This is a genomic window from Umezawaea tangerina, assembly GCF_003002815.1.
GTDB classification, from domain to species: Bacteria; Actinomycetota; Actinomycetes; order Mycobacteriales; family Pseudonocardiaceae; genus Umezawaea; species Umezawaea tangerina.
This window is the reverse complement of record NZ_PVTF01000001.1, coordinates 910156-928894: the sequence shown is the minus strand read 5'-3', so window position 1 is coordinate 928894 and position 18739 is coordinate 910156. Positions and strand designations below refer to the sequence as shown.

24 protein-coding genes and 1 tRNA gene are annotated in these 18739 nt (G+C 64.6%); 17 read left to right on the top strand and 8 right to left on the bottom strand.

From position 1 onward, the window contains the following. Positions 1-126 precede the first annotated feature (126 nt). Both CLV43_RS04465 and CLV43_RS04460 read right to left on the bottom strand, forming a co-directional pair. On the bottom strand, positions 127-321 hold the full coding sequence (locus CLV43_RS04465) for a DUF397 domain-containing protein (RefSeq protein WP_106186010.1): 195 nt from the start codon (positions 319-321) through the stop codon (positions 127-129). A 20-nt stretch (positions 322-341) separates the two neighbouring features. Continuing rightward, a complete protein-coding gene (locus CLV43_RS04460) occupies positions 342-1199 on the bottom strand; it encodes a helix-turn-helix domain-containing protein (protein ID WP_106185618.1) in 858 nt (285 codons plus the stop codon). A gap of 265 nt (positions 1200-1464) precedes the next feature. Here CLV43_RS04460 and CLV43_RS04455 point away from each other — a divergent pair, with 265 nt between their 5' ends. From CLV43_RS04455 to CLV43_RS04445, 3 genes are all read left to right on the top strand, one after another. Then, positions 1465-1791, top strand: coding sequence for a hypothetical protein (locus CLV43_RS04455; RefSeq protein ID WP_106185617.1), 327 nt, complete (start codon positions 1465-1467; stop codon positions 1789-1791). Then, entirely contained in the window at positions 1788-2414 is a 627-nt protein-coding gene (locus tag CLV43_RS04450; protein ID WP_106185616.1) for a helix-turn-helix domain-containing protein, read from the top strand. The genes CLV43_RS04455 and CLV43_RS04450 overlap by 4 nt, the downstream gene beginning before the upstream one ends. A gap of 133 nt (positions 2415-2547) precedes the next feature. Beyond that, positions 2548-3453: a phosphotransferase family protein gene (locus CLV43_RS04445; protein ID WP_106185615.1), complete on the top strand. Its 906-nt coding sequence runs from the start codon at positions 2548-2550 to the stop codon at positions 3451-3453. Here CLV43_RS04445 and CLV43_RS04440 read toward each other — a convergent pair. Together CLV43_RS04440 and CLV43_RS04435 are read right to left on the bottom strand one after the other, a co-directional pair. After that, a complete protein-coding gene (locus CLV43_RS04440; RefSeq protein ID WP_106185614.1) occupies positions 3450-4865 on the bottom strand; it encodes an NsdA family TPR-like regulatory protein in 1416 nt (471 codons plus the stop codon). The two genes, CLV43_RS04445 and CLV43_RS04440, sit on opposite strands and share 4 nt — an antisense overlap. Before the next feature lie 194 nt (positions 4866-5059). After that, entirely contained in the window at positions 5060-5428 is a 369-nt protein-coding gene (locus CLV43_RS04435; protein ID WP_106185613.1) for a GntR family transcriptional regulator, read from the bottom strand. A 123-nt stretch (positions 5429-5551) separates the two neighbouring features. On the opposite strand from CLV43_RS04435, the gene CLV43_RS04430 reads away from it, so the two are divergent. The 14 genes from CLV43_RS04430 to CLV43_RS04370 all read left to right on the top strand — a co-directional run bounded on the left by CLV43_RS04430 (position 5552) and on the right by CLV43_RS04370 (position 15435). Next, positions 5552-5941, top strand: coding sequence for a hypothetical protein (locus CLV43_RS04430; RefSeq protein ID WP_106185612.1), 390 nt, complete (start codon positions 5552-5554; stop codon positions 5939-5941). Between the two features lie 202 nt (positions 5942-6143). Next, positions 6144-6326, top strand: a complete 183-nt coding sequence (locus CLV43_RS04425) for a hypothetical protein (protein ID WP_106185611.1) — start codon at positions 6144-6146, stop codon at positions 6324-6326. Between the two features lie 4 nt (positions 6327-6330). Continuing rightward, entirely contained in the window at positions 6331-6714 is a 384-nt protein-coding gene (locus CLV43_RS04420) for a hypothetical protein (RefSeq protein WP_106185610.1), read from the top strand. A gap of 25 nt (positions 6715-6739) precedes the next feature. Beyond that, on the top strand, positions 6740-7000 hold the full coding sequence (locus CLV43_RS04415) for a hypothetical protein (RefSeq protein WP_106185609.1): 261 nt from the start codon (positions 6740-6742) through the stop codon (positions 6998-7000). Then, on the top strand, positions 6988-7221 hold the full coding sequence (locus tag CLV43_RS04410; protein WP_245886112.1) for a hypothetical protein: 234 nt from the start codon (positions 6988-6990) through the stop codon (positions 7219-7221). Before CLV43_RS04415 ends, CLV43_RS04410 begins: the two co-directional genes overlap by 13 nt. 78 nt (positions 7222-7299) lie before the next feature. Next, positions 7300-8670 carry an FtsK/SpoIIIE domain-containing protein gene (locus CLV43_RS04405; protein ID WP_106185608.1) on the top strand — a complete coding sequence of 457 codons (1371 nt, stop codon included), beginning with the start codon at positions 7300-7302 and terminating at the stop codon, positions 8668-8670. A gap of 70 nt (positions 8671-8740) precedes the next feature. After that, positions 8741-9181, top strand: coding sequence for a hypothetical protein (locus CLV43_RS04400; protein ID WP_245886111.1), 441 nt, complete (start codon positions 8741-8743; stop codon positions 9179-9181). Further along, positions 9178-9489 (top strand): WhiB family transcriptional regulator, encoded by a 312-nt coding sequence (locus CLV43_RS04395; protein WP_106185606.1) that lies wholly within the window; start codon positions 9178-9180, stop codon positions 9487-9489. The genes CLV43_RS04400 and CLV43_RS04395 overlap by 4 nt, the downstream gene beginning before the upstream one ends. A 324-nt stretch (positions 9490-9813) precedes the next feature. Then, positions 9814-10335: a hypothetical protein gene (locus CLV43_RS04390; protein ID WP_245886110.1), complete on the top strand. Its 522-nt coding sequence runs from the start codon at positions 9814-9816 to the stop codon at positions 10333-10335. A gap of 80 nt (positions 10336-10415) precedes the next feature. After that, positions 10416-11759, top strand: a complete 1344-nt coding sequence (locus CLV43_RS04385; protein ID WP_106185605.1) for a replication initiator — start codon at positions 10416-10418, stop codon at positions 11757-11759. Next, a complete protein-coding gene (locus CLV43_RS04380) occupies positions 11756-11950 on the top strand; it encodes an excisionase family DNA-binding protein (protein WP_106185604.1) in 195 nt (64 codons plus the stop codon). Before CLV43_RS04385 ends, CLV43_RS04380 begins: the two co-directional genes overlap by 4 nt. 1 nt (position 11951) lies before the next feature. Next, on the top strand, positions 11952-13178 hold the full coding sequence (locus CLV43_RS04375) for a site-specific integrase (RefSeq protein WP_106186004.1): 1227 nt from the start codon (positions 11952-11954) through the stop codon (positions 13176-13178). An 821-nt stretch (positions 13179-13999) separates the two neighbouring features. Beyond that, positions 14000-14974 carry a hypothetical protein gene (locus CLV43_RS46960; protein ID WP_146174636.1) on the top strand — a complete coding sequence of 325 codons (975 nt, stop codon included), beginning with the start codon at positions 14000-14002 and terminating at the stop codon, positions 14972-14974. A gap of 14 nt (positions 14975-14988) precedes the next feature. After that, on the top strand, positions 14989-15435 hold the full coding sequence (locus tag CLV43_RS04370) for an NUDIX hydrolase (RefSeq protein ID WP_106185603.1): 447 nt from the start codon (positions 14989-14991) through the stop codon (positions 15433-15435). Between the two features lie 346 nt (positions 15436-15781). Here the strand turns inward: CLV43_RS04370 and CLV43_RS04365 are convergent. The 4 genes from CLV43_RS04365 to glp form a co-directional block, all read right to left on the bottom strand. Further along, positions 15782-15854, bottom strand: a tRNA-Ala gene (locus CLV43_RS04365). 57 nt (positions 15855-15911) lie between these two features. After that, complete coding sequence (gene sepX, locus CLV43_RS47595) at positions 15912-16520, bottom strand: divisome protein SepX/GlpR (RefSeq protein WP_483887664.1); 609 nt, start codon at positions 16518-16520, stop codon at positions 15912-15914. A 324-nt stretch (positions 16521-16844) separates the two neighbouring features. After that, a complete protein-coding gene (locus CLV43_RS04355; RefSeq protein ID WP_106185602.1) occupies positions 16845-17507 on the bottom strand; it encodes a GNAT family N-acetyltransferase in 663 nt (220 codons plus the stop codon). Then, positions 17504-18727 carry a molybdotransferase-like divisome protein Glp gene (glp, locus tag CLV43_RS04350; RefSeq protein WP_106185601.1) on the bottom strand — a complete coding sequence of 408 codons (1224 nt, stop codon included), beginning with the start codon at positions 18725-18727 and terminating at the stop codon, positions 17504-17506. Before glp ends, CLV43_RS04355 begins: the two co-directional genes overlap by 4 nt. Between the last annotated feature and the right edge of the window lie 12 nt (positions 18728-18739).

Sequence of the window (18739 nt, the reverse complement as noted above, 5' to 3'; positions counted from 1 at the left end):
CGGGGCAGACGGCTTGGGGCGTCGGTCTCCGTCGTCGGAACGGGCACCAACGGCCAGCGGCCCCCGGAGGGGGCCGCCTTGATGAAGAAAAGAAACTCTGAACACACCTGCTGCGGGGCGAGGCGACTAGCGGTCGAGACCTCCGGTTTTCACGGCCTGGATGAAGCTGGCGAACCCGCTGTCATCGAAGGCGAGTGCTCCTGCGGCGGGGGCCTTGCTATCGCGTAGCCCGACCCCTTGGCGAGTCCTGGCTACTTCTACGCACTCGTTGTTGCCACCGCTTCGGCTGGACTTGCGCCATACGACGCCGGACAGGTCCATCGTGGCCACATCTCCCTACCTCAATCCAGGTCTGCGAGAACCGCAGAGATCAACTCGACCGTCTCCGACGCGCTCAGAGCAGCCGACACGACTCCATCAAACACGCCTTGGAAGTCGGCTACGGCTGATGGGTCCTCGACCCACTCGCCTCCTGCCGGGTGCTCCAGGTAGACGTTGGGCGGGTCCTCCGGGTCAGGGAACTCCAGGATCAAGATCGGACCGCTCATAGTGCCCGCGGGCCCGATGTTCATCGGCATGATCTGGATCGTGACGTTGGGATAGGCGGCCAACTCCAACAGGTGTAGGAGCTGTTCACGCATCACCTCGACACCGCCGTACCTGCGCCGGATCACCGCTTCGTCCATCACGGCGTGCAGTTGCAGCGGGTCTGGGCCGATCAAGAGTCGCTGTCGACTTGTCCGGGCGGCAACCGACTTCTCAACGTTGGCAGGCAGGACGAACCTGTCCGCCTCGTGCACGACGCGGGAGTACGCCGCGGTCTGGAGCAAGCCAGGTATGAGCAGCGGCTGCCACGCCTTGCTCACCGACGCCTCGGCTTCGAGCTTGACGTACGCCCGGAACTTGCGAGGTAGGGCGTTCAGGTACTCGGGCTGCTTGCCGGTTTCCCTTGCGTCTTCCCACATCTCGAGCGCCAGGCGGCGGGTGTCGTCGTCCGCGTTGAGGAAGGCGAGCAGGATTTCGAGGTCGCTGTGTTTGATGCCGACCTTGCCGGTCTCGAACCTGCTGACCGTTGCGTCGGAGCAGTGCAAGCGTTCCATGACGGCCTCGACGGTGACCTTCTGGCTCTCGCGTAGCTCGCGGAGGAGCTGTCCGAGTCGACGCTTGCGCTTGGTTGGTCCGCTCTGCCTGGCTGCCACGGCTGAACCCTAGTAGCGGTGATCGTCCCCAGCATCCACACCTTCGGTGTATCGACAGAGTGTAATTGCACTTTGTAGTCTCAAGGGTGTCAGCAGGGCAGTGCCCTACGGGGGCACGACGTGGACAGGTCGTGTGCAACGCGCGCTGCTGCCCTGCTGGCCCAGTGCAGACAGGGGCGTGCGCTTGGACGCCTCCCGCCTGGGCCGGAGAGTCTCCGACGCTCTCCCCCGCCCCTGTCTGCCTTCCAACGCGAAGGGGAAGCGCATGACAGTTCAGGTCAAGTTCACGCCCGGACCGGCCGCCGTAGCCGAGGTGGCCAGCGATCCATCGACCGGCACCTACGCACTGAGGCTGCAACTGGACCCCGGCACTCTCGTGATCACCGCGCAGAGGGGGCCGGACGGTCCGCGGGAACTGGCGGCATTCCTCACGAGAGTGGCGAAGGAAGCTGGGCTGCTCGCCGTGGTGCTCGACCCCACAGAGTCATGCCATGCGCTCACCGATGAGCGGAACGACGAGGCACAAGCTGGTTTGGCCGATTGGTACGGCGAGTCCGGAGCCGGTCGCAGGGTTCCCGAGCTGCCCCGATGAACCGGGAGCGACCGCGCCGATCCGCTCACCGTGCCGACTACCACCAAGTGCTCGGAAGCCATCTGAGGGCACTGCGAGAAGCGCGAGGGATCACGGGTCTGGAGATGACCAAGCGGTTCCCCATGTCAACCGCGTCAGTGTCCAAGATCGAGAACGGGCAGCGAGGCCCCTCCCCCACATCGCTGGGCTACTACTGCGACGCCTTGGAGATCGGGGTAGTCGATCTGTTGGCCCAGGTGGGTGTCACCTACCGGCTGCACCGCAATCCGTTCAGCGCCCAAGAGCCGTCGCAAACCACACTGTGGCTGGATGGTCTCGCCCTGTACGCAGGTCTTCCGAGCTTGCGCACACTCGATGATCCTGTCGACCTCGTGTTGCCGGGAGAAGTGAACGGCATCCCTGAGCAATGCCTCGTCCTCCCCAACAACGAGGTCCGCCGGGTCCGAGAACAGGCGGCAGAAATCCTTGCGGTAGATGGGTTGGCCGCGCTGGAACTCGCCGCCGAGAGCCGCGCCGAACGTTGGCGGCTGGCCGCTGCGGGGGAAGGAAGTGAAGCGAGCAAGCTGCGCTCCAACATCCGATACGTCGAGTGGTCGCGGATCGCGGCGTCATGTTGGCGTTGATCATCCTGGCCGCTGTGGGCTGCGTGGCGGTGTGGACATGGATGGTTGGGGACATCTACGGCTGGTGGAGCCGCTGACGACGTCGATGCTGGTCGCGTAGCAGGCCCGTCCTGGCTCCCCTAGCCTTGCCAGCGTGGCGACCAAGGACACCAGCGGCCGGTTCGACTCGACTTCGGCGGTGGCCGTTCTCGTGTCGGCGTGCGCCGCGGCTGGGCTGGAGTCCGCGGACGCCGAGCTTCTGCGGCTGGGTGAGAACGCGATTTTCCGTCTGCCGGATTCGGCCTGCGTGGCGCGCATCGGCAGGAACATGAGCCACTGGGCGGATGCGGCGAAAGAGGTCGCGGTCTCCGGGTGGCTCACGGCGCACAGGTACCCTGCCGCGAAGGTCCTGGAGTTGCCTCAGCCGTTGGAGGTGGACGACCATCCGGTGACCTTCTGGGAGCACATCGACGGTCGGAACGGGGCTCGGCAGGACGTCGGTGTGCTTGCCGAACTGCTTCGGGACCTCCACTCGCTCAAGGCTCCCGAGGGTTTCCAGCTTCCGAAGCGGGACGTTCTCGACCGTGCCCGTCCTCGGATCGAGTCGTCGCAGGTGTCGGCGGCTGACAAGCGCCTGTTGCTCGGGACTTGCGAACGCCTGGAAGCCGAGCTGGCCGCAGTCGAGTTCCCGCTATCGCCTGCTCCGACGCACGGGGACGCGCACGTGCAGAACCTGATGATCACGGATTCCGGGCCGGTGCTCATCGACTTCGAGCGCTTCGCGTGGGGACAGCCCGAATGGGACTTGGCGACGACGGCCACGGAGTACCGGACGGCGGGCTGGTGGACGGACGCTGAGTACGCGCGGTTCGTCGAGGTCTACGGGTTCGACGTGACTGCATGGGGCGGGTTCGATGTGCTCCGGGCAGTGAACGAGATCAACATGACCACGTGGATCATGCAGAACGTCCTGGAGTCCGAGGAGATCGCAGCCGAGTACGAAACCCGGATGCGGACCATCCGAGCTGGTAAGCCTGTGGCGGCTTGGACGCCGTTCTAGGCCACCCGCGACAGCAGAACGGCTGAGCCAAGCGTGAGGTTCGGGTATTGCTGCAAGATCCTTTCGGCCAACCGGGCAGTCAGCGGGTGGCGGGCGTGGGCGCGGTTGACGCTGTCGTAGAAGTCGGTCAGGTAGCGGGTGTACCTGCTCGACTGCAACGGGCCCGCCAGGTCCACAGCGTCCATCGCCAGCGCTACGGCCTCGTCCAGGTCGCCGTTGGTCAACGCTCCTGCTGCGCTCACCATGCCGATGAACGCCCGTGTCCTCGGCGGTGTGCCAGCGGCGCTGACGGCTCGTTCGGCGAACAGGCGGGTTTCGTCGGCCATGCCGAGATCGCGGAAGCCGTGTGCGGCCTCGCCCGCGAGTTCCTCCGCGTTGAAGTAGCGGACCCATTCTGGCTCGTCGTCGGGGCTGTGGCGGTCGAAAAGCTGTTCGGCCTGCGACAGCACGCGGGTGAACTCCTTGACGTGGCCTCCGCTGGCCAGCGCACGCGCTTCCATCGCGAGGAACATCGAGGCGACCGCGGGAGTCGCCTTGCCGAGTGTGGCGGACTGGGCGGCGCGGGCGAACTGCACGGCGTCGGCGTGCTTGCCGAGGTAGTTCGCCTGGTGGCTAAGGTTGGACAGCAACCGGCCGCCGATCACCGGATCGTTGGCTTCGCGCGCCAACTTGAGGCCCTGTACGAAGTACCGCTGTGCCGCGCCGTGGCGGCCTGAGTCGTAGGCGCTCCAGCCAAGCAGCTGCGCAACCTCGGCTGCGGCGCTGAACAGCTCGCGGCGCACGTGCTCAGGGTGCGATTGGCGCAGTAGCGGTGCGATCTCGGACTTGAAGTAGAAGAGCAGCAGCTTGCGGACGTGGCCGCCGCCGTAGTGGAAGTCCAGGTCCATGAAGTGGGCGGCGGTTGAGCGGATGGCCTGTGCTGCTGGGCCACCGGACCGGAGCAGTTCTGAGCTGTCCGGAACGTGCAGCGTGTCGCTGAACAGGTAGCCGGTGATGATTCCGGGCGTCGCGGATGACGACCAGGTGGAGCCGATCAACGTGGGCTGATCTTCGAGGTCGGCGGAGGTCAGCTTGCCCAGCAGGTCTACGGCGATGCCCGAGTCCGCGGGGTACTCGGCGCCCTGTGCGGTCGTGTCGACTCCGACCGCCTGGAGGCTGCCGTTGAAGCCGATTTCCTCGGGCGCTACCGGCCGTCCCAGCTTCGAGCCCAGGGCAAGCGCTATGTAGTACTGAGTGGCCGCCTTCGGGCTCGTTCCGTCCAGCCAGCGGCGGACCGAGACGTGGTCGGCGGAGATCGTCTCGCCGTCGCGGGCCGCGAGCTCGCGCACCCTGGCGGCGAGTCCCTTGTTGCTCACTCCGGCCTGCTGCATCACCTCGGCCAGCAGTCGGTTCGGCTCCTTGCCGGTACTCATCCGGCCACCAGGTGACGCCAGGCGTGCACTCCCCTGAGCACCCCCATGCACCCCCTCCGTGTCCACATGCACCCTTTGAGCACACTGTTACACACCGGGTGACCTGGCGTTAGCTGTTCACATGACACCAGCACCGAACGAGTTGCAGATCATCCGCCAGCGGATTCGCGCCTTGCTCGACGAGATTCGCAGCATCACGGACGCTGTTGATCGTCTGGAGAGTCGGCAGCCGCTTCCAAGCGGTCGACCCGTCGTCCAAGCGCCTCTAGCGCCCGGAGCGACTGATCAAGGAGAGCCTTGATCTCGTCGAGTGACGCGGGTTCGTCGGCCACGCTGTGGTCCCGGACGAAGATCCCGACGTTCGCGACCCGCTTGACCCATCCGCCATCGGACAGGACGCCCAACGCCTTCTGCACGGTCGCGGTGGTGGTGCCGTATTCCTCGGCGAGAGCCCTTAGGGACGGCAGCCGGTCTCCCGGTTGCAACTCGCCGCTTTCGATTTTCGCCGCTACCTGGTTCGCCAGGTGCTGGTACGGGTGCGTCTGCGGCGTCCCTGTGCTCATGAGGTGAACCTACCTAGCTCGACTTAGCTCGTGCTAGATCACCCGATCGGGGCACGTGAACCGAGCTAGCTCGTGTTACCTTTGAGCTAGCTCGAACTAGCTCGTACTACTACGGAGGACGACATGGCTCTTCAGAACATCCCCGCGAACCTCGGCGGCTTCCGTCTCATGGTCACGGAAGCTCCCGCGGTGAAGATGCGGGAGGCCAAGGACGGCACGCTCACGCCGGTGGTGGACCGGGAGACGCAGGAGGAGCAGTACGTCGTGGTGCTGTTCGCCAAGCCGAAGCCGGTCGCAGGGCGTCGTGCCGGTAAGGGGGAGGAGATCCGGGTCAACCTGCCCGGTGCTCCGGCGGACGAGTTCGACGAAGGTGACTACGTCGAGCTGATCAACCTCGTGATCAACACCTATGAGATGCGCGGCGACGACGGGAAGATCAGCGCCTCGGGCATGTGGTTCAAGGCGGACGGGCTGAAGCCGGTCGTCAAGTCCGCGGCTGTCCCCGCCGCGTAACTCGCCTCTCCTCGCGTGACGTTCGTCCGCTGACCATTTCCTAAGCCGTTTCCTCGGGCTGCTTGTTCTTTGAGAATTCCACAGTGGGTAGAGCCATGCCTAAATCCGGCACATGTCATGTGTGCCGGGATATTCGGCGGCACCAGGTCACGTTCTCGTTCCCTGGTGTCTGCCGTGGATCCCGAATCGACGGAGGAAGCGCATGGAGGAGCAGAACTATCCGATCGGTATCGCCGATACCGAGACTGATCCGCGTTTCACGGCGGGTCTGATCTTCGACGTGATCGATGTTCTGGAGCGGCACGGGTATCCGCGTCCGGTGGGTGCGGATTACGCGCAGGTGCACTGCGGTGTGTTCCGGCTGCTGTACCGGTCCGTGGGGTGATCACGTGACCGAAGACCTGTTCGGCCACGACGTCCCCGACACCCCCGCACCGGCGGGTAGGCCTCGGCCGGTCACCAACGACATGGCCACGGTGATGACGGTGCTCGGTCGGGCTCAGGAGGAGTTCGGGTATGTCCTGGCCGGGCCGTCTCGCCAGGTGTTTCGGCGTCGTGACAGGGAGTCGATGCGGCCGATTCCGCAGTGGGAGGCCGGTGCGGTGCACCAGTTGATCGAGGCGGGTCAGCTCACCGTCGGCGGCACGCACTTCCTTCGATGCGGGGCGGTCCGGGGGCACGCGAACTCGATGCTGGTGCCTCGGGCGACTCGTGACCAGCTCGCCCGATGGCGGGCTCTGAAGAACCCACCCGCCTGGAACAAGGCGGGTTAGGAATCCGACTGGGAAGGGTTGATTGATGGCGGTATCGCAGAATAAGGCGCAGGAGAAGTACGGGCAGTTCGTGGCGGCGATCGATTTCGTCACGGACATGCTCGAACCGTTGGAGAAGCTGATCGAGAGAATGAAGGAGAACCGTGCTCCGGCCGGTACATGGCGGATCGCGTCGCCGGAAGACCTGAAAAAGATGCTCACCAAGTCCCGCGCTGACCTGAGCGCACTCAAGGACCAAGCGGTCAAGTACGAGACCGAACTGACCACCCGCGAATGGAAGGCGTGACCGCCATGTCGCATCAGCTCAATGCCGCTCTCGACGACCTCGGTAAGGCCATGAAGGTGCTGCGGGACTCGACGCGTCAGATCCCGTTCCGGCGGGAGGGCTTCCGGTTGGTGCATCACGAGTTCGCCCGGTCCACGGCCGCGTTGCGGGTGGCGATGTCCTACGCCCGCTCACAGCTCGAAGAGCCCTCGGTACGGCGTCGTCGCAACCGTCGCCGGTAGTCCCCGGCACCACCAACCAGGCAGCGGCCGATCAGCACGTGATCGGCCGCTGTCGTCGTCTCCAGGAAAGGAATCACCATGCGAAACAAGTCCAGGCGTGGGGTTGGTGCGGAGTTCCGGGCCGTGGTGTGGATGGTCCGACACCCCGGCTCCGTTGCTGCCCCGGCCGTGCTCACCGCGTCCTTGTCCTACCTCGGGCCAGGTCTCACCGGAACGGTTCTCGGTGGTGTCACCGCCGGTTCGGTCGGCTGGTACCGGGCCCACCCCGACACCTTCGACCATTACGCCGCCCCCGTCATCCGCTCCTGGCAGCGCCGTTGGGCCGGGGCCTACACCGGACGCCGCTGGGCCGACCTCATGGGCGCGTGCCAGTTGACCCGTGAGCACCACCGGACCGGCCGGACCCTGGTCCCGCGCGTGTTGCGGGTGCGGTCGTGGTCGGCGTCGATCGACACCGTGCGGGTCAAACTCGTTCCCGGCCAGGCGCTGCGGGCGTTCATCGCCCAAGTGGACGAACTCGCGGCCACGCTCAAAGCGGAGCGGGTCGCGGTGGAGCGTGGCAAGCCCGGTGAGGTCGTGTTGATCGTCCAGCGTGACGAGCCGTTCGACCAGGTCATCCCCGCCCCGGCGTTGCCGGAGGAGTGCTCCGCGGTAGACCTGCGGGCGTTGTGCCTCGGGGAGACCGAACTCGGTACCGACTGGTGCGAGCCGCTGTCGGGGACTCATCACCTCACGGCGGGTGCGACCGGTTCGGGTAAGAACTCCGTCGCCAACGCGAAGCTGCGGGCGGTCGCGCCGTTGATCCGGGACGGCCTGGTGCGGCCGTGGGTGTGTGACCCGAAGCTCTTCGAGTTCGTCGCTCTCAAGCCGATCCTCGACGGCCGGTACGCCGATTCGGCGGAGGACTGCGCCGAGTTGATCTCACTGTTCCGGGACAACATGGAGCGCAAGCAGCGCCGGTTGCAACGCGCCGGGGTGCGGTCCGTGCCGGTGTCCCGTGAACACCCGTTGGACTGGTTGATCATCGACGAGATCGGGTCGTTGATGGCCTACCGGCCCGACTTCGCCCACGAGATCACCGCCGCCTGCTCCGTCATCACCTCCATGGGCCGCGCCACCAACGACGTCCTCGACGCCTACGTGCAGGAGCCGTCCAAGGACGTCGTTCCGATCCGGGACCTGATCCCGAACCGAGTGTGCCTTCGGGTCACCTCGGAGCGGCACCCGGACATGGTCCTGGGTGACGGGGCCCGTGAACGCGGCGCGATCGCCGATCAGATCCCGGCGGACGAGTCCACGGCGGGCATCGGGTTCCGGGTGGACTTCCGGTCCCGTAACCCCAAGCGCGTCCGTGCGGCGTTCACCAGCGATGCCGACGTGACCGAACTTGTGGAGTTCGTCAAGGCAGGCCCGGCCGATTCCGGCTCGGCACTGCGCGCCGTCGCCTGACCGCTCTTCGTCTCACTTCTGGAGTTTTCCTATGTCTGCCAACGAATCCCCACGGTCCCTGGATCGGATCATGCGCACGGTCCGGGCCCTGATGCGGACCAAAGGACTACCGCGTCCGGACCGGTTGGTGATCTCGACGCGGTCCCGCTCGGTGCACCTGGAGTTCACCAGCGGGACCGCCCCCGACCGCTTGGCCGCACTGTTGCTGTGGTCGATCACCCTGGACGGGGTGTCGCTGGTGTGGACTCACCAACCGCGTACGTCGGTGTCGGTGGCCGCGACCGGTCGCCGCTCCGGGCTCGCGTTCAGCTTGGCGGCCTCGGTCGACGTCACGGACCTGGACGGTCATGCCGGGGTGGACCGGGGTCGGCCGGTGGTGGTGCTGGCCGGGGTGTTCCGGCTCGCGCCGTGCGTGCCCGAGTCGGTGACGCACGAGGAAGTGGCCCGGCTGGTGCGCCTGGGCCGCTCGGTGCTGGCCCGTCGCTCCGTCGCGTCGGGGGTGGCGGCGTGAACCCCAGCTACCCCGGCTACCGGGCTTTGATGCTCGTGCTCTTTGGCCGCTCTGGACAACCCCCGGCCTGGCGTTCTCAAGCCGCGTGTGCGGGGCAGGACACCGAAGAGTTCTTCGACCCGCAGCACGCCGAGGAAGTCATGGCCGTGTGCCTGGGGTGCCCGGTGCTGGCTGAGTGCCGTGCGGACCAGCTCGCCTGGGAAAGCAGTGGGCAGGCGTCCCGCCGTTACTACGCCGCCGGGACCGTGGCGGGTCTGTCCGGGCCGGATCGCAAACGCCTGCACTACCCGCGCAAGGACGTGGCCTGATGCTTCCGGTCCGTGACTGTCCACAGCGAACATGAGGTGAGGTGACCCGTGTTCGGCAAACCCAAGTCCCACAAAGGAAATCAACCGATCGAAACACGGTCGGTGCGCAAGCTGCGGGCTCGGCTGGACGAGTCGCACCAACTTCACGAGTTGACCGGGGACCCGCAACTCAACGCCGTGCGGGTCGACCGGTTCCGGGCCTCGGTGACCCGGTGCATGTGGGCCTTCCTCACCGCTGGGCTCGGGTTCACCACCACCGGTGTCCACGACTTCCTCGCCGGACACCTCGGTCCCGCTGACCCGATGTGGTGGGGTGCGTGGCTCGTGGAACCGGCCCTGGCCGGCATCTTGATCACGCTCCTGAGGTGGGAGGCGGAGATGATCTCGCGCGGCATCTCCGCTTCCCACCAGACCGTCACCCGGCTCAAACGGGTCCTGCTCGGGGCCACGCTGGTCACCAACGTGTGGTCCTCGATCCGACCACCTTCGGGGCCGATCAATCACGGGATGGTGTTCCTGCACGTGGTCATCCCGCTGGTGGTCTACCTCATCGCCGAAGTCATGCCGATCATCCAACAACGCTGCACGGCAGCGCGGGACCAAGCGCTCAAGGCCGTACCAACGCAGGTCGTTGACCAGCCGCGACCTGACGTGTCGGAACCCAAGTCCGCGGTGAGTGCCCTGATTCGGTTGCGGCTTCCGGCGCCCATGATCGAGGCCCTGCGTGTCAAGCGGGACCAGGTCGACGCGCTCGGCCGTGAGCTGACCGCCCAGGACGTGCAGGACGCCGTCAAGGTCGCCCCCGACTACGCCGCGCGCATCGTCCGGGAACTCGCCACCACCTGAACCACCCCACTTGTCAGGGGCATGACTAACGCATCGGTCATGCCCCTTTGCGTTGCATCCCAACGAAAGGAGGCCACCACATGTTCACTCTTGAAGACCGTATCCATGCTCGACTCAAAGCCCCCGACTACCGCGAATGGCGCGACAAGGTCACCGCCATCGGCGGCTGCGCGGCCCCCATCCGACTCTTCGGGGCCTGGCAGCTCCACGACAGCACCACCGGCTCCGTGATGGCGCACCTCGGCGGGGAAGTCTTCATCCCGTGCGGTAACCGCCGTCAGAGCGTCTGCCCCACGTGCTCCGACCGGTACGCCGCCGACGCCTTCCACCTCATGCACGCCGGGCTGTCCGGCGGCTCCAAAGGCGTCCCGCTGACGGTGTCCGAGAAGCCTCGGGTGTTCGCGACGCTCACCGCCCCGTCGTTCGGGCCTGTCCACAACCGGCGCACCCACGTCCGGAGCGGCAAAGTCCTCCCCTGCGCCTGCGGGGCCTTCCACCACCCTGACGACCCCCGCGTCGGCGGACCGCTAGACGCCGAGACCTACGACTACGTCGGCGCGGTCCTGTGGCAGGCACACGCGGGCAAGCTCTGGCACCGGTTCACCATCGCCCTACGCCGCGCCTTGGCCAACGCGACGGGGCTCACCGTGCGGGAGTTCAAGGACCACGCACGGGTCTCCTACGCCAAAGTCGCCGAGTACCAGCGGCGCGGCCTGGTCCACTTCCACGCCGTCATCCGCGTCGACGGACCAGACGGGCCTCACAGCTCAACACCTCGGTGGGCGACCACGGAACTGCTCGACCACTGCGTCAAGTCCGCGGCTGCCTCCGTGCTGCTCGAAACCGCGCGGCCTGACGGCCTGGTGCTGCCGCTGGCCTGGGGCGACCAGGTCGACGTCCGCCCCATTCGTCCAAGCACTGCGCACGAGGTCGAGGACAACTCCGGAGCGATCAGTGAACACAAGCTGGCCGGGTACGTCGCCAAGTACTCGACCAAGGGCACCGGCAAGGCCGAAGCAGCCGACCGCCCCATCCGTTCTCAACTGGAGATTGACCACCTGCGGGTCTCCGAGCACCACCGGGCCATGATCCAAACCGCCTGGACCCTCGGCGACCACCCGTTTTACGAGGAACTGAACCTCAAGCGGTGGACGCACATGCTCGGATTCCGCGGGCACTTCCTGACCAAGTCCAAGCACTACTCCACCTCCTTCCAGGCTATTCGAGGTGAACGCCGTGTCTTCCGCGCACAAGAGACCCTCGACCGCCTCGGCCTGGAAGCGGACTCGGTGGTGGTCGTCAACGACTGGGCCTACACCGGCTCCGGATACGCCAACGACGCCGAACGCGAACTGGCCTCCGCCGTCGCCGAACGACTCCGCGAACAACGACGCCGCAAGTATGAAAGGGAGGTAGCGACATGAGGACAACACGGCTGCAAGCCAAGTGGCACACGGTTTCCGAGGTTGCGGAGATGCTGGGGTTCGGGCTGTCCAAGACCAAGATGCTCGTTGCCTCCGGTCAGATCCGCTCGCTCAAGGACGGGCGGAACCGGCGGGTCCTTCCGGAGTGGGTTGACGAATACGTGAACCGGCGTGCTGCGGAGGCGGCCTGAGATGGCGGGCAAGTCGCGTGCCAACGGTGAGGGGTCGATCTACCCGCACCGCAACGGGTTCGCCGCGTACGTGTGGGTGCAGACGCCGACCGGTGACAAGAAGCGGAAGTACGTCTACGGCAAGACCAGGGAGGAGGTGCACGGCAAGTGGCTCAAGCTGCACCAGGCGGCCAAGAACGGGCCGGTGGCGTCCAGTGTGCCCCGGCTCGATGCCTTCCTGGCCTATTGGCTCACCGACGTGATCAAGCCGAACCGGGCACCGTTGACGTTCGTCAATTACGAGCTGTTCTGTCGGCTCTACATCATCCCCGGCATCGGTGATCGCAGGCTGGACCGGTTGCAGGTGCGGGAGGTCCAGCAGTGGATCAACAAGATTCCCTCCGTCTGTCAGTGCTGTGCGCAGGGCAAGGACGCTCGGCGCGATAAGAAGTCCCGCCGTTGCTGTGCGCTGGGCGCGTGCTGCCACGCATCGCCTTCGGCGCGGACGATCAGCGATGTTCGGGCCTGTCTGCGCTCGGCGTTGAACTACGCGATCAGGGAGGAGCTGATAACACGGAACGTGGCGGAACTGGTGAGTTTGCCGGTCGTTCGGAAGCGGAAGGGCAAAGCGTGGACGAGTGATGAGGCTCGGGCATTCCTCGAATCGGCGCGCAACGGTCGTGACCCGATGTATGCGGGGTACGTCCTGGCCGTGGTGCTCGGAATGCGGAAGGGCGAGATCCTCGGGCTCACGTGGGACGCGGTCGATTTCGACAACCTGGAGCTCGCGATCAACCACCAACTCCAGCGGGCGGGCGGGGAGCTGCTACACCGCGAGACCAAGACCGAAGCGTCCGATGACACGCTCCCGCTGCCGGTGATCGTCGTGGCGGCGCTCCGGCTGCGGAAGGCGGCGCAGGAGGCGGACAGGAAGGCGGCGGGGGCTGCTTGGCAGGCTTCCGACCTGGTGTTCACCACGGCGTTCGGGAACCCGGTCGATCCGCGGAACTTCAACCGCTCGTGGGACCGGCGGCTGGTCCGATCCGAGGTGAGGCGGATCACCATCCACGATGGGCGGCGGTCCTGCGCGACGCTGCTGGTCGACCTTGACGTGCACCCGCGGGTCATCATGCGGATCCTGCGTCACGCCCAGTTTGCGGTCACGATGGAGATCTACACGCGGGCCTCGTCAAAGGCGACCACGGACGCGCTCAAGCGGTTGGGCGAAAGCCTCGATCAGGATGGCTGACCCGCCGCTGTATCTAACGCTAGAGGTCTGGACGCCTAAAGTATTCGGCTTTCTGATGCACGTATACACAGTCCGTCCTGCCAGAATCTGCGATCGATAATTTTACCTAATAACGGAATTGACGGCGTGCGCGGTATAACCAAAACCTACAGACTGCGACTTGCAGCGCCATAAATTATAATCAAGAGGACAGATTACGTCTACATCGAAAGTTGAGAGAAAGGAACGTAACGTCATCGACGATTGCAATCCGGAGCCGACATCAAGTTAACCGGAAAGACTACCGCTAAAATAGCCATACACAATATAGGGAAAGTGTAATGGTTAGCGGATCACCAGGCTCGGCAGGCGTAAAACGATCCATGGACTGAAACGATCGATAGCGCTGCTCATTACTTGATGGACTAGAAGACTCTAATAGCCAAGGAGCGCCCAGTTGACCCAGTGTCACTAATTTGTCAAGTATCAACATATTCCTACCTAAGCATGTAATGCCAACCGAAAAGGAATATTCACCTTATTCCTACTCAAAGCCGCCCCCTGAAGCAGGGGGGCATGAAGCAGTGACTCACGTTTCCCTGTATCGGTTCACAGGGCTGATCAGGTCATACGTACCGGGAGCGTTAGTCCGGTTACCCCTGTCGCATCAACTGTAATGAGGCATCATGGTGTCGTTACATACTTTCGGTAGGCTTGCCATGACTCCGACTCACGTAACGAAGAGGGACAAGTAGACGACAGCCTCCTAGACCTGCTCAGTGACACAACGTCACAGTTGTAAGCCTGAGCGCTGTAGTGGTGATACAAAGCGAGGTTTCAAGTTGAACGACGCAGCGTCGACAACAAGAAAATGGCTGACACGCTATGCCTTTGGCTTGGCGTGCAGCATAGCTTCGCTGGTATCCATAATTCTTATCGGATTTGACGACAAGCTAACTTGGCGAGTGTTCGCGTCAAGCGCTGGCTTAAACTTATTGGCATCCATTATTTTCGCGATTATATTTACAGTTCTCAGCACAAAAGTACAAGAGCGAAACATGCTCACCTCAATTCAAGTTGAATTTTCCCATTTGACAGACAAAATGCAGAGATCGTTACAAGCAACTAGCGCACTCTACTTACCCTCCAAGGTGTACGAGTCGTCCAATGCACCCTTACAAAGCTTTAATCATGATTTGAGAAAAAGCCTACAGGGCACCAGTTTCTATGGCTTTCGCGGCGCAAGCGCAAAATTTGTTCGTGAGCGAATTGAAAAATCGAGCAGTAAACCCCAATTAGTGCGTATCGTAATAATTGATCCTAGCAAAGAATCCATTGTGCGACGCCGGGCAGCAGATCGACAACAACATCCTTTTGGGAATAGTGCGATTGATGTTGCAATGAGCGATCTACGCGATGAAATTTACATGTCATTGGTTGCCTTATTTGATATTCGCCATTTGTGTTCGATTGAGGTCGTCCTTGGTGAAGATACAGCGGTAACACGTCTTGAAATTTTTGATGACGTTGCTTACATTTCTTGGTATCAAGCTCCAGGATCAGAGCCGCAGCCATTTCCAGAAACAATGCGATTTGAGCAGGGTTCTTTTCTTTACCAAAGTGAGCGCATGCAACTTGCCCGCCGCTTTGAAGGTAATAACGTTATTAGATTCCGCGGTTCGGATACCGATGATGTCATTAGCACCTTTTTAACCGAACTATCCAAAACTACTATTGATGAAAATCGACTGGGTGAGCTACGCAAAAAGTACCAAAACTTCATTGACCCATACCGGAAAGTGATTCAGACTAGTTAGCCTGAGGAGAAAAAGTGGAAACCTATAATCTCGTCGTTGGCGCCGTTGTTGCATATAAAGACAGTGTTTTATTGTTGCAGAGAAGTTTTAAGGAAGCTTTTCTACCTGGAATGTGGGGAATTCCTGCCGGAAAAGTCAATTATGGTGAGACTCTCGAAGAGGCAGTTCTTCGTGAACTCGAAGAAGAGTCCGGATTAAAAGGCGAAATCAGCGGAATGACTGGTTCAACGTGGTTTTCAAGCAACATGAAGGGAAAATCAATACGTAGTATGCAGGTCAATTTCTTGATACTGGCAAATGACAGCCGGGTAGCACTTGACTCATCGAGTCAAGACTATCGCTGGGTAGCATGGCGGCATTTGACTGATGAGCCCATCGAGGTCGATAAATTCACTCAAGATGTGATCACTCAAGCTTTTACACATCCGCACGCTCGAAAAATGGAGACTGCAGGAATTTAGCCAGCCAAGCTGATTAAAAGCACACCAAAGGAAATGTGCTTGCGCATATCTGACGCCACGCAGGTTGTAGATATATTAGGACCAGTGACACTACACCATGTAGTGCCACCGCACGGATGCATGCTGCCGCTTGCCAAGCGCGTCACCCACCCGAAGAGTTACCCCAGTGATCTGTGCCACGTCGCCACCGCAGATCCATGGTGACTTCGTCAAGGAGGCCAAGGGTGCTCTCAACGGCTCCGTGAGAGGCCTCATCCAGGACGCTGACCCGCTGCTGCTGTACTTCTTTGCTGTACTGAACGTCGAAGGCCCGGACACTGTGGAGTGTCCGGGCCTTTGACCTGGGTGGAGCTGCGGGGAATCGAACCCCGGACCTTCTCGATGCGAACGAGACGCGCTACCAACTGCGCTACAGCCCCTCGTTGTCGTGCGGGAGAAGCATATCAGTAGCGCGGAGGTGGTTTCGCCACCCCCCTCTATTCGCCCGCGGCGCGGCGGTAGCGCTGGTAGGCGGGGCCTTCCAGCTCGACGAACACGGGATCTTCGTCGTCGGCCTCGACGACGACGGTGCCGGGGCGGGTGCGGTGCTGGAGGCGGGGGCGGGGGGCGAGGGTGGGGTGCTCGTCCTGGGGTTCGACGGGTTCGGGGGCCGGGGTGGGGGCCTCGGGCTGGTCGAGTTGTTGGGGCTGGGGTTGGGGGCGGGGGGTGGGGCGGCGGCGGGCCTGGGCGAGGCGGGACTGGCGGCGGGCGCGGATGTCCTCCTCGATGCGGACCTGGCGGCGCAGGTAGACGAGGTAGCCGACGAGGGCGAGGTCGACGGCGCCGTGGGCCCACCAGACCAGCGGGTAGAGGATGCCCGCGGCGAGGCCGGTGAGGACGGCGGCGACGAGCATGGTGGCGACGACGCGGCGGCGGAACGCGTACTTGGCCTGGGCCACGATGCGGGCGGTCTCGGCGTCGAAGCCGCCCCGGCCGGGGCGGTACGGGCGGTGCACGACGTCGTCGACGTCGACGTAGTCGTCGTACTCGTCGTCGAAGTCGGCCTCGAACTCGTCGACGAGCTCGGTGTCGTCGGCATCAGGCATGGGGTGCTCCTCTTCCATGCTGGTGCGCGTGCTCCCCGCTCGCCCGGTCCGGGCTTCCGTGTCCGCGGTTCGAGCGACTTCCTGGCGTCGGCGGGCCACCATCGGTACGAGGACGACCAGCCAGGCAACTACGAGCCCGACGATGATCAACGAACTGGGCATCCCCGTCACCTCCCCCTGCCAGCAAGCGGAACGCGTCGTGCGTTCGCAACGCTAGTCACAACAGTCACACCTGTGTCGGAGGCTCGCCGGGTGCCGTACGTACGAAGGTGTGCTTTATCACCCACTTTCGGGTGAGCCCTTTACGGCAGTCGGACGCTGTGCTCAAGGGATTTGGGCGTGACCGCGCGCGACCAAACGGCGGACTAGGCCTTCCGGGGAGGCCTCCTCGCTCGTCATCGCGTAGCAGTAGTGGTCGCGCCAGGCGTGGGCGACGTCGAGGTAGCGCTGGAACAGCCCCTCCTCGCGGAACCCGGCCTTGCCGAGAACGCGCAGGCTGGCGGTGTTCTCCGGCCGCACGGTGGCTTCCAGGCGGTGCAGGCCCGCCTCGCCGAAGCAGTGGTCGACGACCAGGGCCACCGCGGCGGTCGCGACACCGCCGCGGGCGCGGTCTGCGGCGACCCAGTAGCCGACCCACGCGGAGCGCAGCGAGCCGCGGACGATGTTGCCGACGGTGATCTGGCCCGCCAGCTCGCCGTCGACGGTGATCACGAACGGCAGTGCCTGGCCGCGGCGGGCCAGCGACCGCAGGGACGACCACTGGGCGGGCCAGGAGAGGACGGAGTTGCGGTCGTGCCAGCCGTCGGTCGCGGTGGGCTCCCAGTTCTCCAGGTACGCCCGGTCGCGGAGCCGGATGCGGCTCCACGCGCCGCCGTCCAGCAGCTTCGGCGGGCGCAGCGCGACCACGCCCGCGGGCACCCGCAGCGGGCCGAGCTTGGCCGGCCAGCCGGGGTGCCTGCTCGACTCCAGGTGGAACGAGGCGCTCATCCGCGCTGGGCGAGGAAGCTGACCAGCACTTCCTCGCCTACTGCCACGTCCGTCACGTCCTCGTCCAGCATGATCAGGCAGTTGGCCTCGGCCAGCGACGCCAGCAGGTGCGAGCCGGACGTGCCGAGGGGCTGCACCAGGTACTCGCCGTTCTCGGCGTCGCGCAGGAGCTGGCCGCGCAGGAAGCCGCGGCGGCCCTTGGTCGACGTGAGCGGCGACAGCAGCCGGGCCGCGACCGCCCGGCGGTAGGGGTTGCGCTTGCCGAGGGCGGCCCTGATCAGCGGTCGGACCAGGACCTCGAACACGACCAGCGCGCTCATCGGGTTCGCGGGCAGCAGGAACGTGGGCACGGCGTCGGGGCCGAGCCGTCCGAAGCCCTGCGCGGAGCCGGGGTGCATGGCGACGCGGGTGACGTCGAGGTCGCCGAGGTCGGCCAGCGCGGCGCGCACCTCGTCGCCGACCACGCCGCCGACGCCGCCCGCCACGACCACGATCTCCGAGAGCAGCAGCCGTCCTTCGACGACCTCGCGCAGCCGTCGCGGGTCGGCGGACTGGATGCCGACCCGGCTGACCTCGGCGCCCGCGTCGCGGGCGGCGGCGGCGAGCGCGTAGGAGTTCACGTCGTAGACCTGGCCCTGGCCGGGGGTGCGGTCGACGTCGACCAGCTCCTCGCCGACCGACACCACCGACACCCGGGGGCGCGGGTGGACGAGGACCTTGTTGCGCCCCACCGCGGCCAGCAGGCCGACCTGGGCCGAGCCGATGGACGCGCCGCGGCGGACCGCGATGTCGCCGGTCTGCACGTCCTCGCCGGTGCGGCGGACGAACGCGGCGGAGGGCACCGGGCGCTGCACGGTCACCTTGGCCTGGTGGCCGTCGGTGTAGCCGAGCGGGACGACGGCGTCGGCCAGTGTCGGCAGCGGCGCGCCGGTCGCGACCCGGACCGCCTGGCCGGGTTGCAGCCGTCTGGGCTGCCGCGACCCGGCCGGGATCTCGCCGACCACGGGCAGCTGCACGGGGTGTTCGCCCGCGCCCTGCACGTCCACGCTGCGCACCGCGTAGCCGTCGACGGCGGCCTGGTCGAAACCGGGCAACGCGCGTTCCGCGACGACTTCCTCCGCGCAGAGCAGCCCCTGCGACTCGGAGATCGCGACCCGCACCGGGGCGGGCCGCACGGCGGCCGCGATCACCCTGGCGAGCTGCTCGTCCACTGACCTCATCGTTAGACCCCG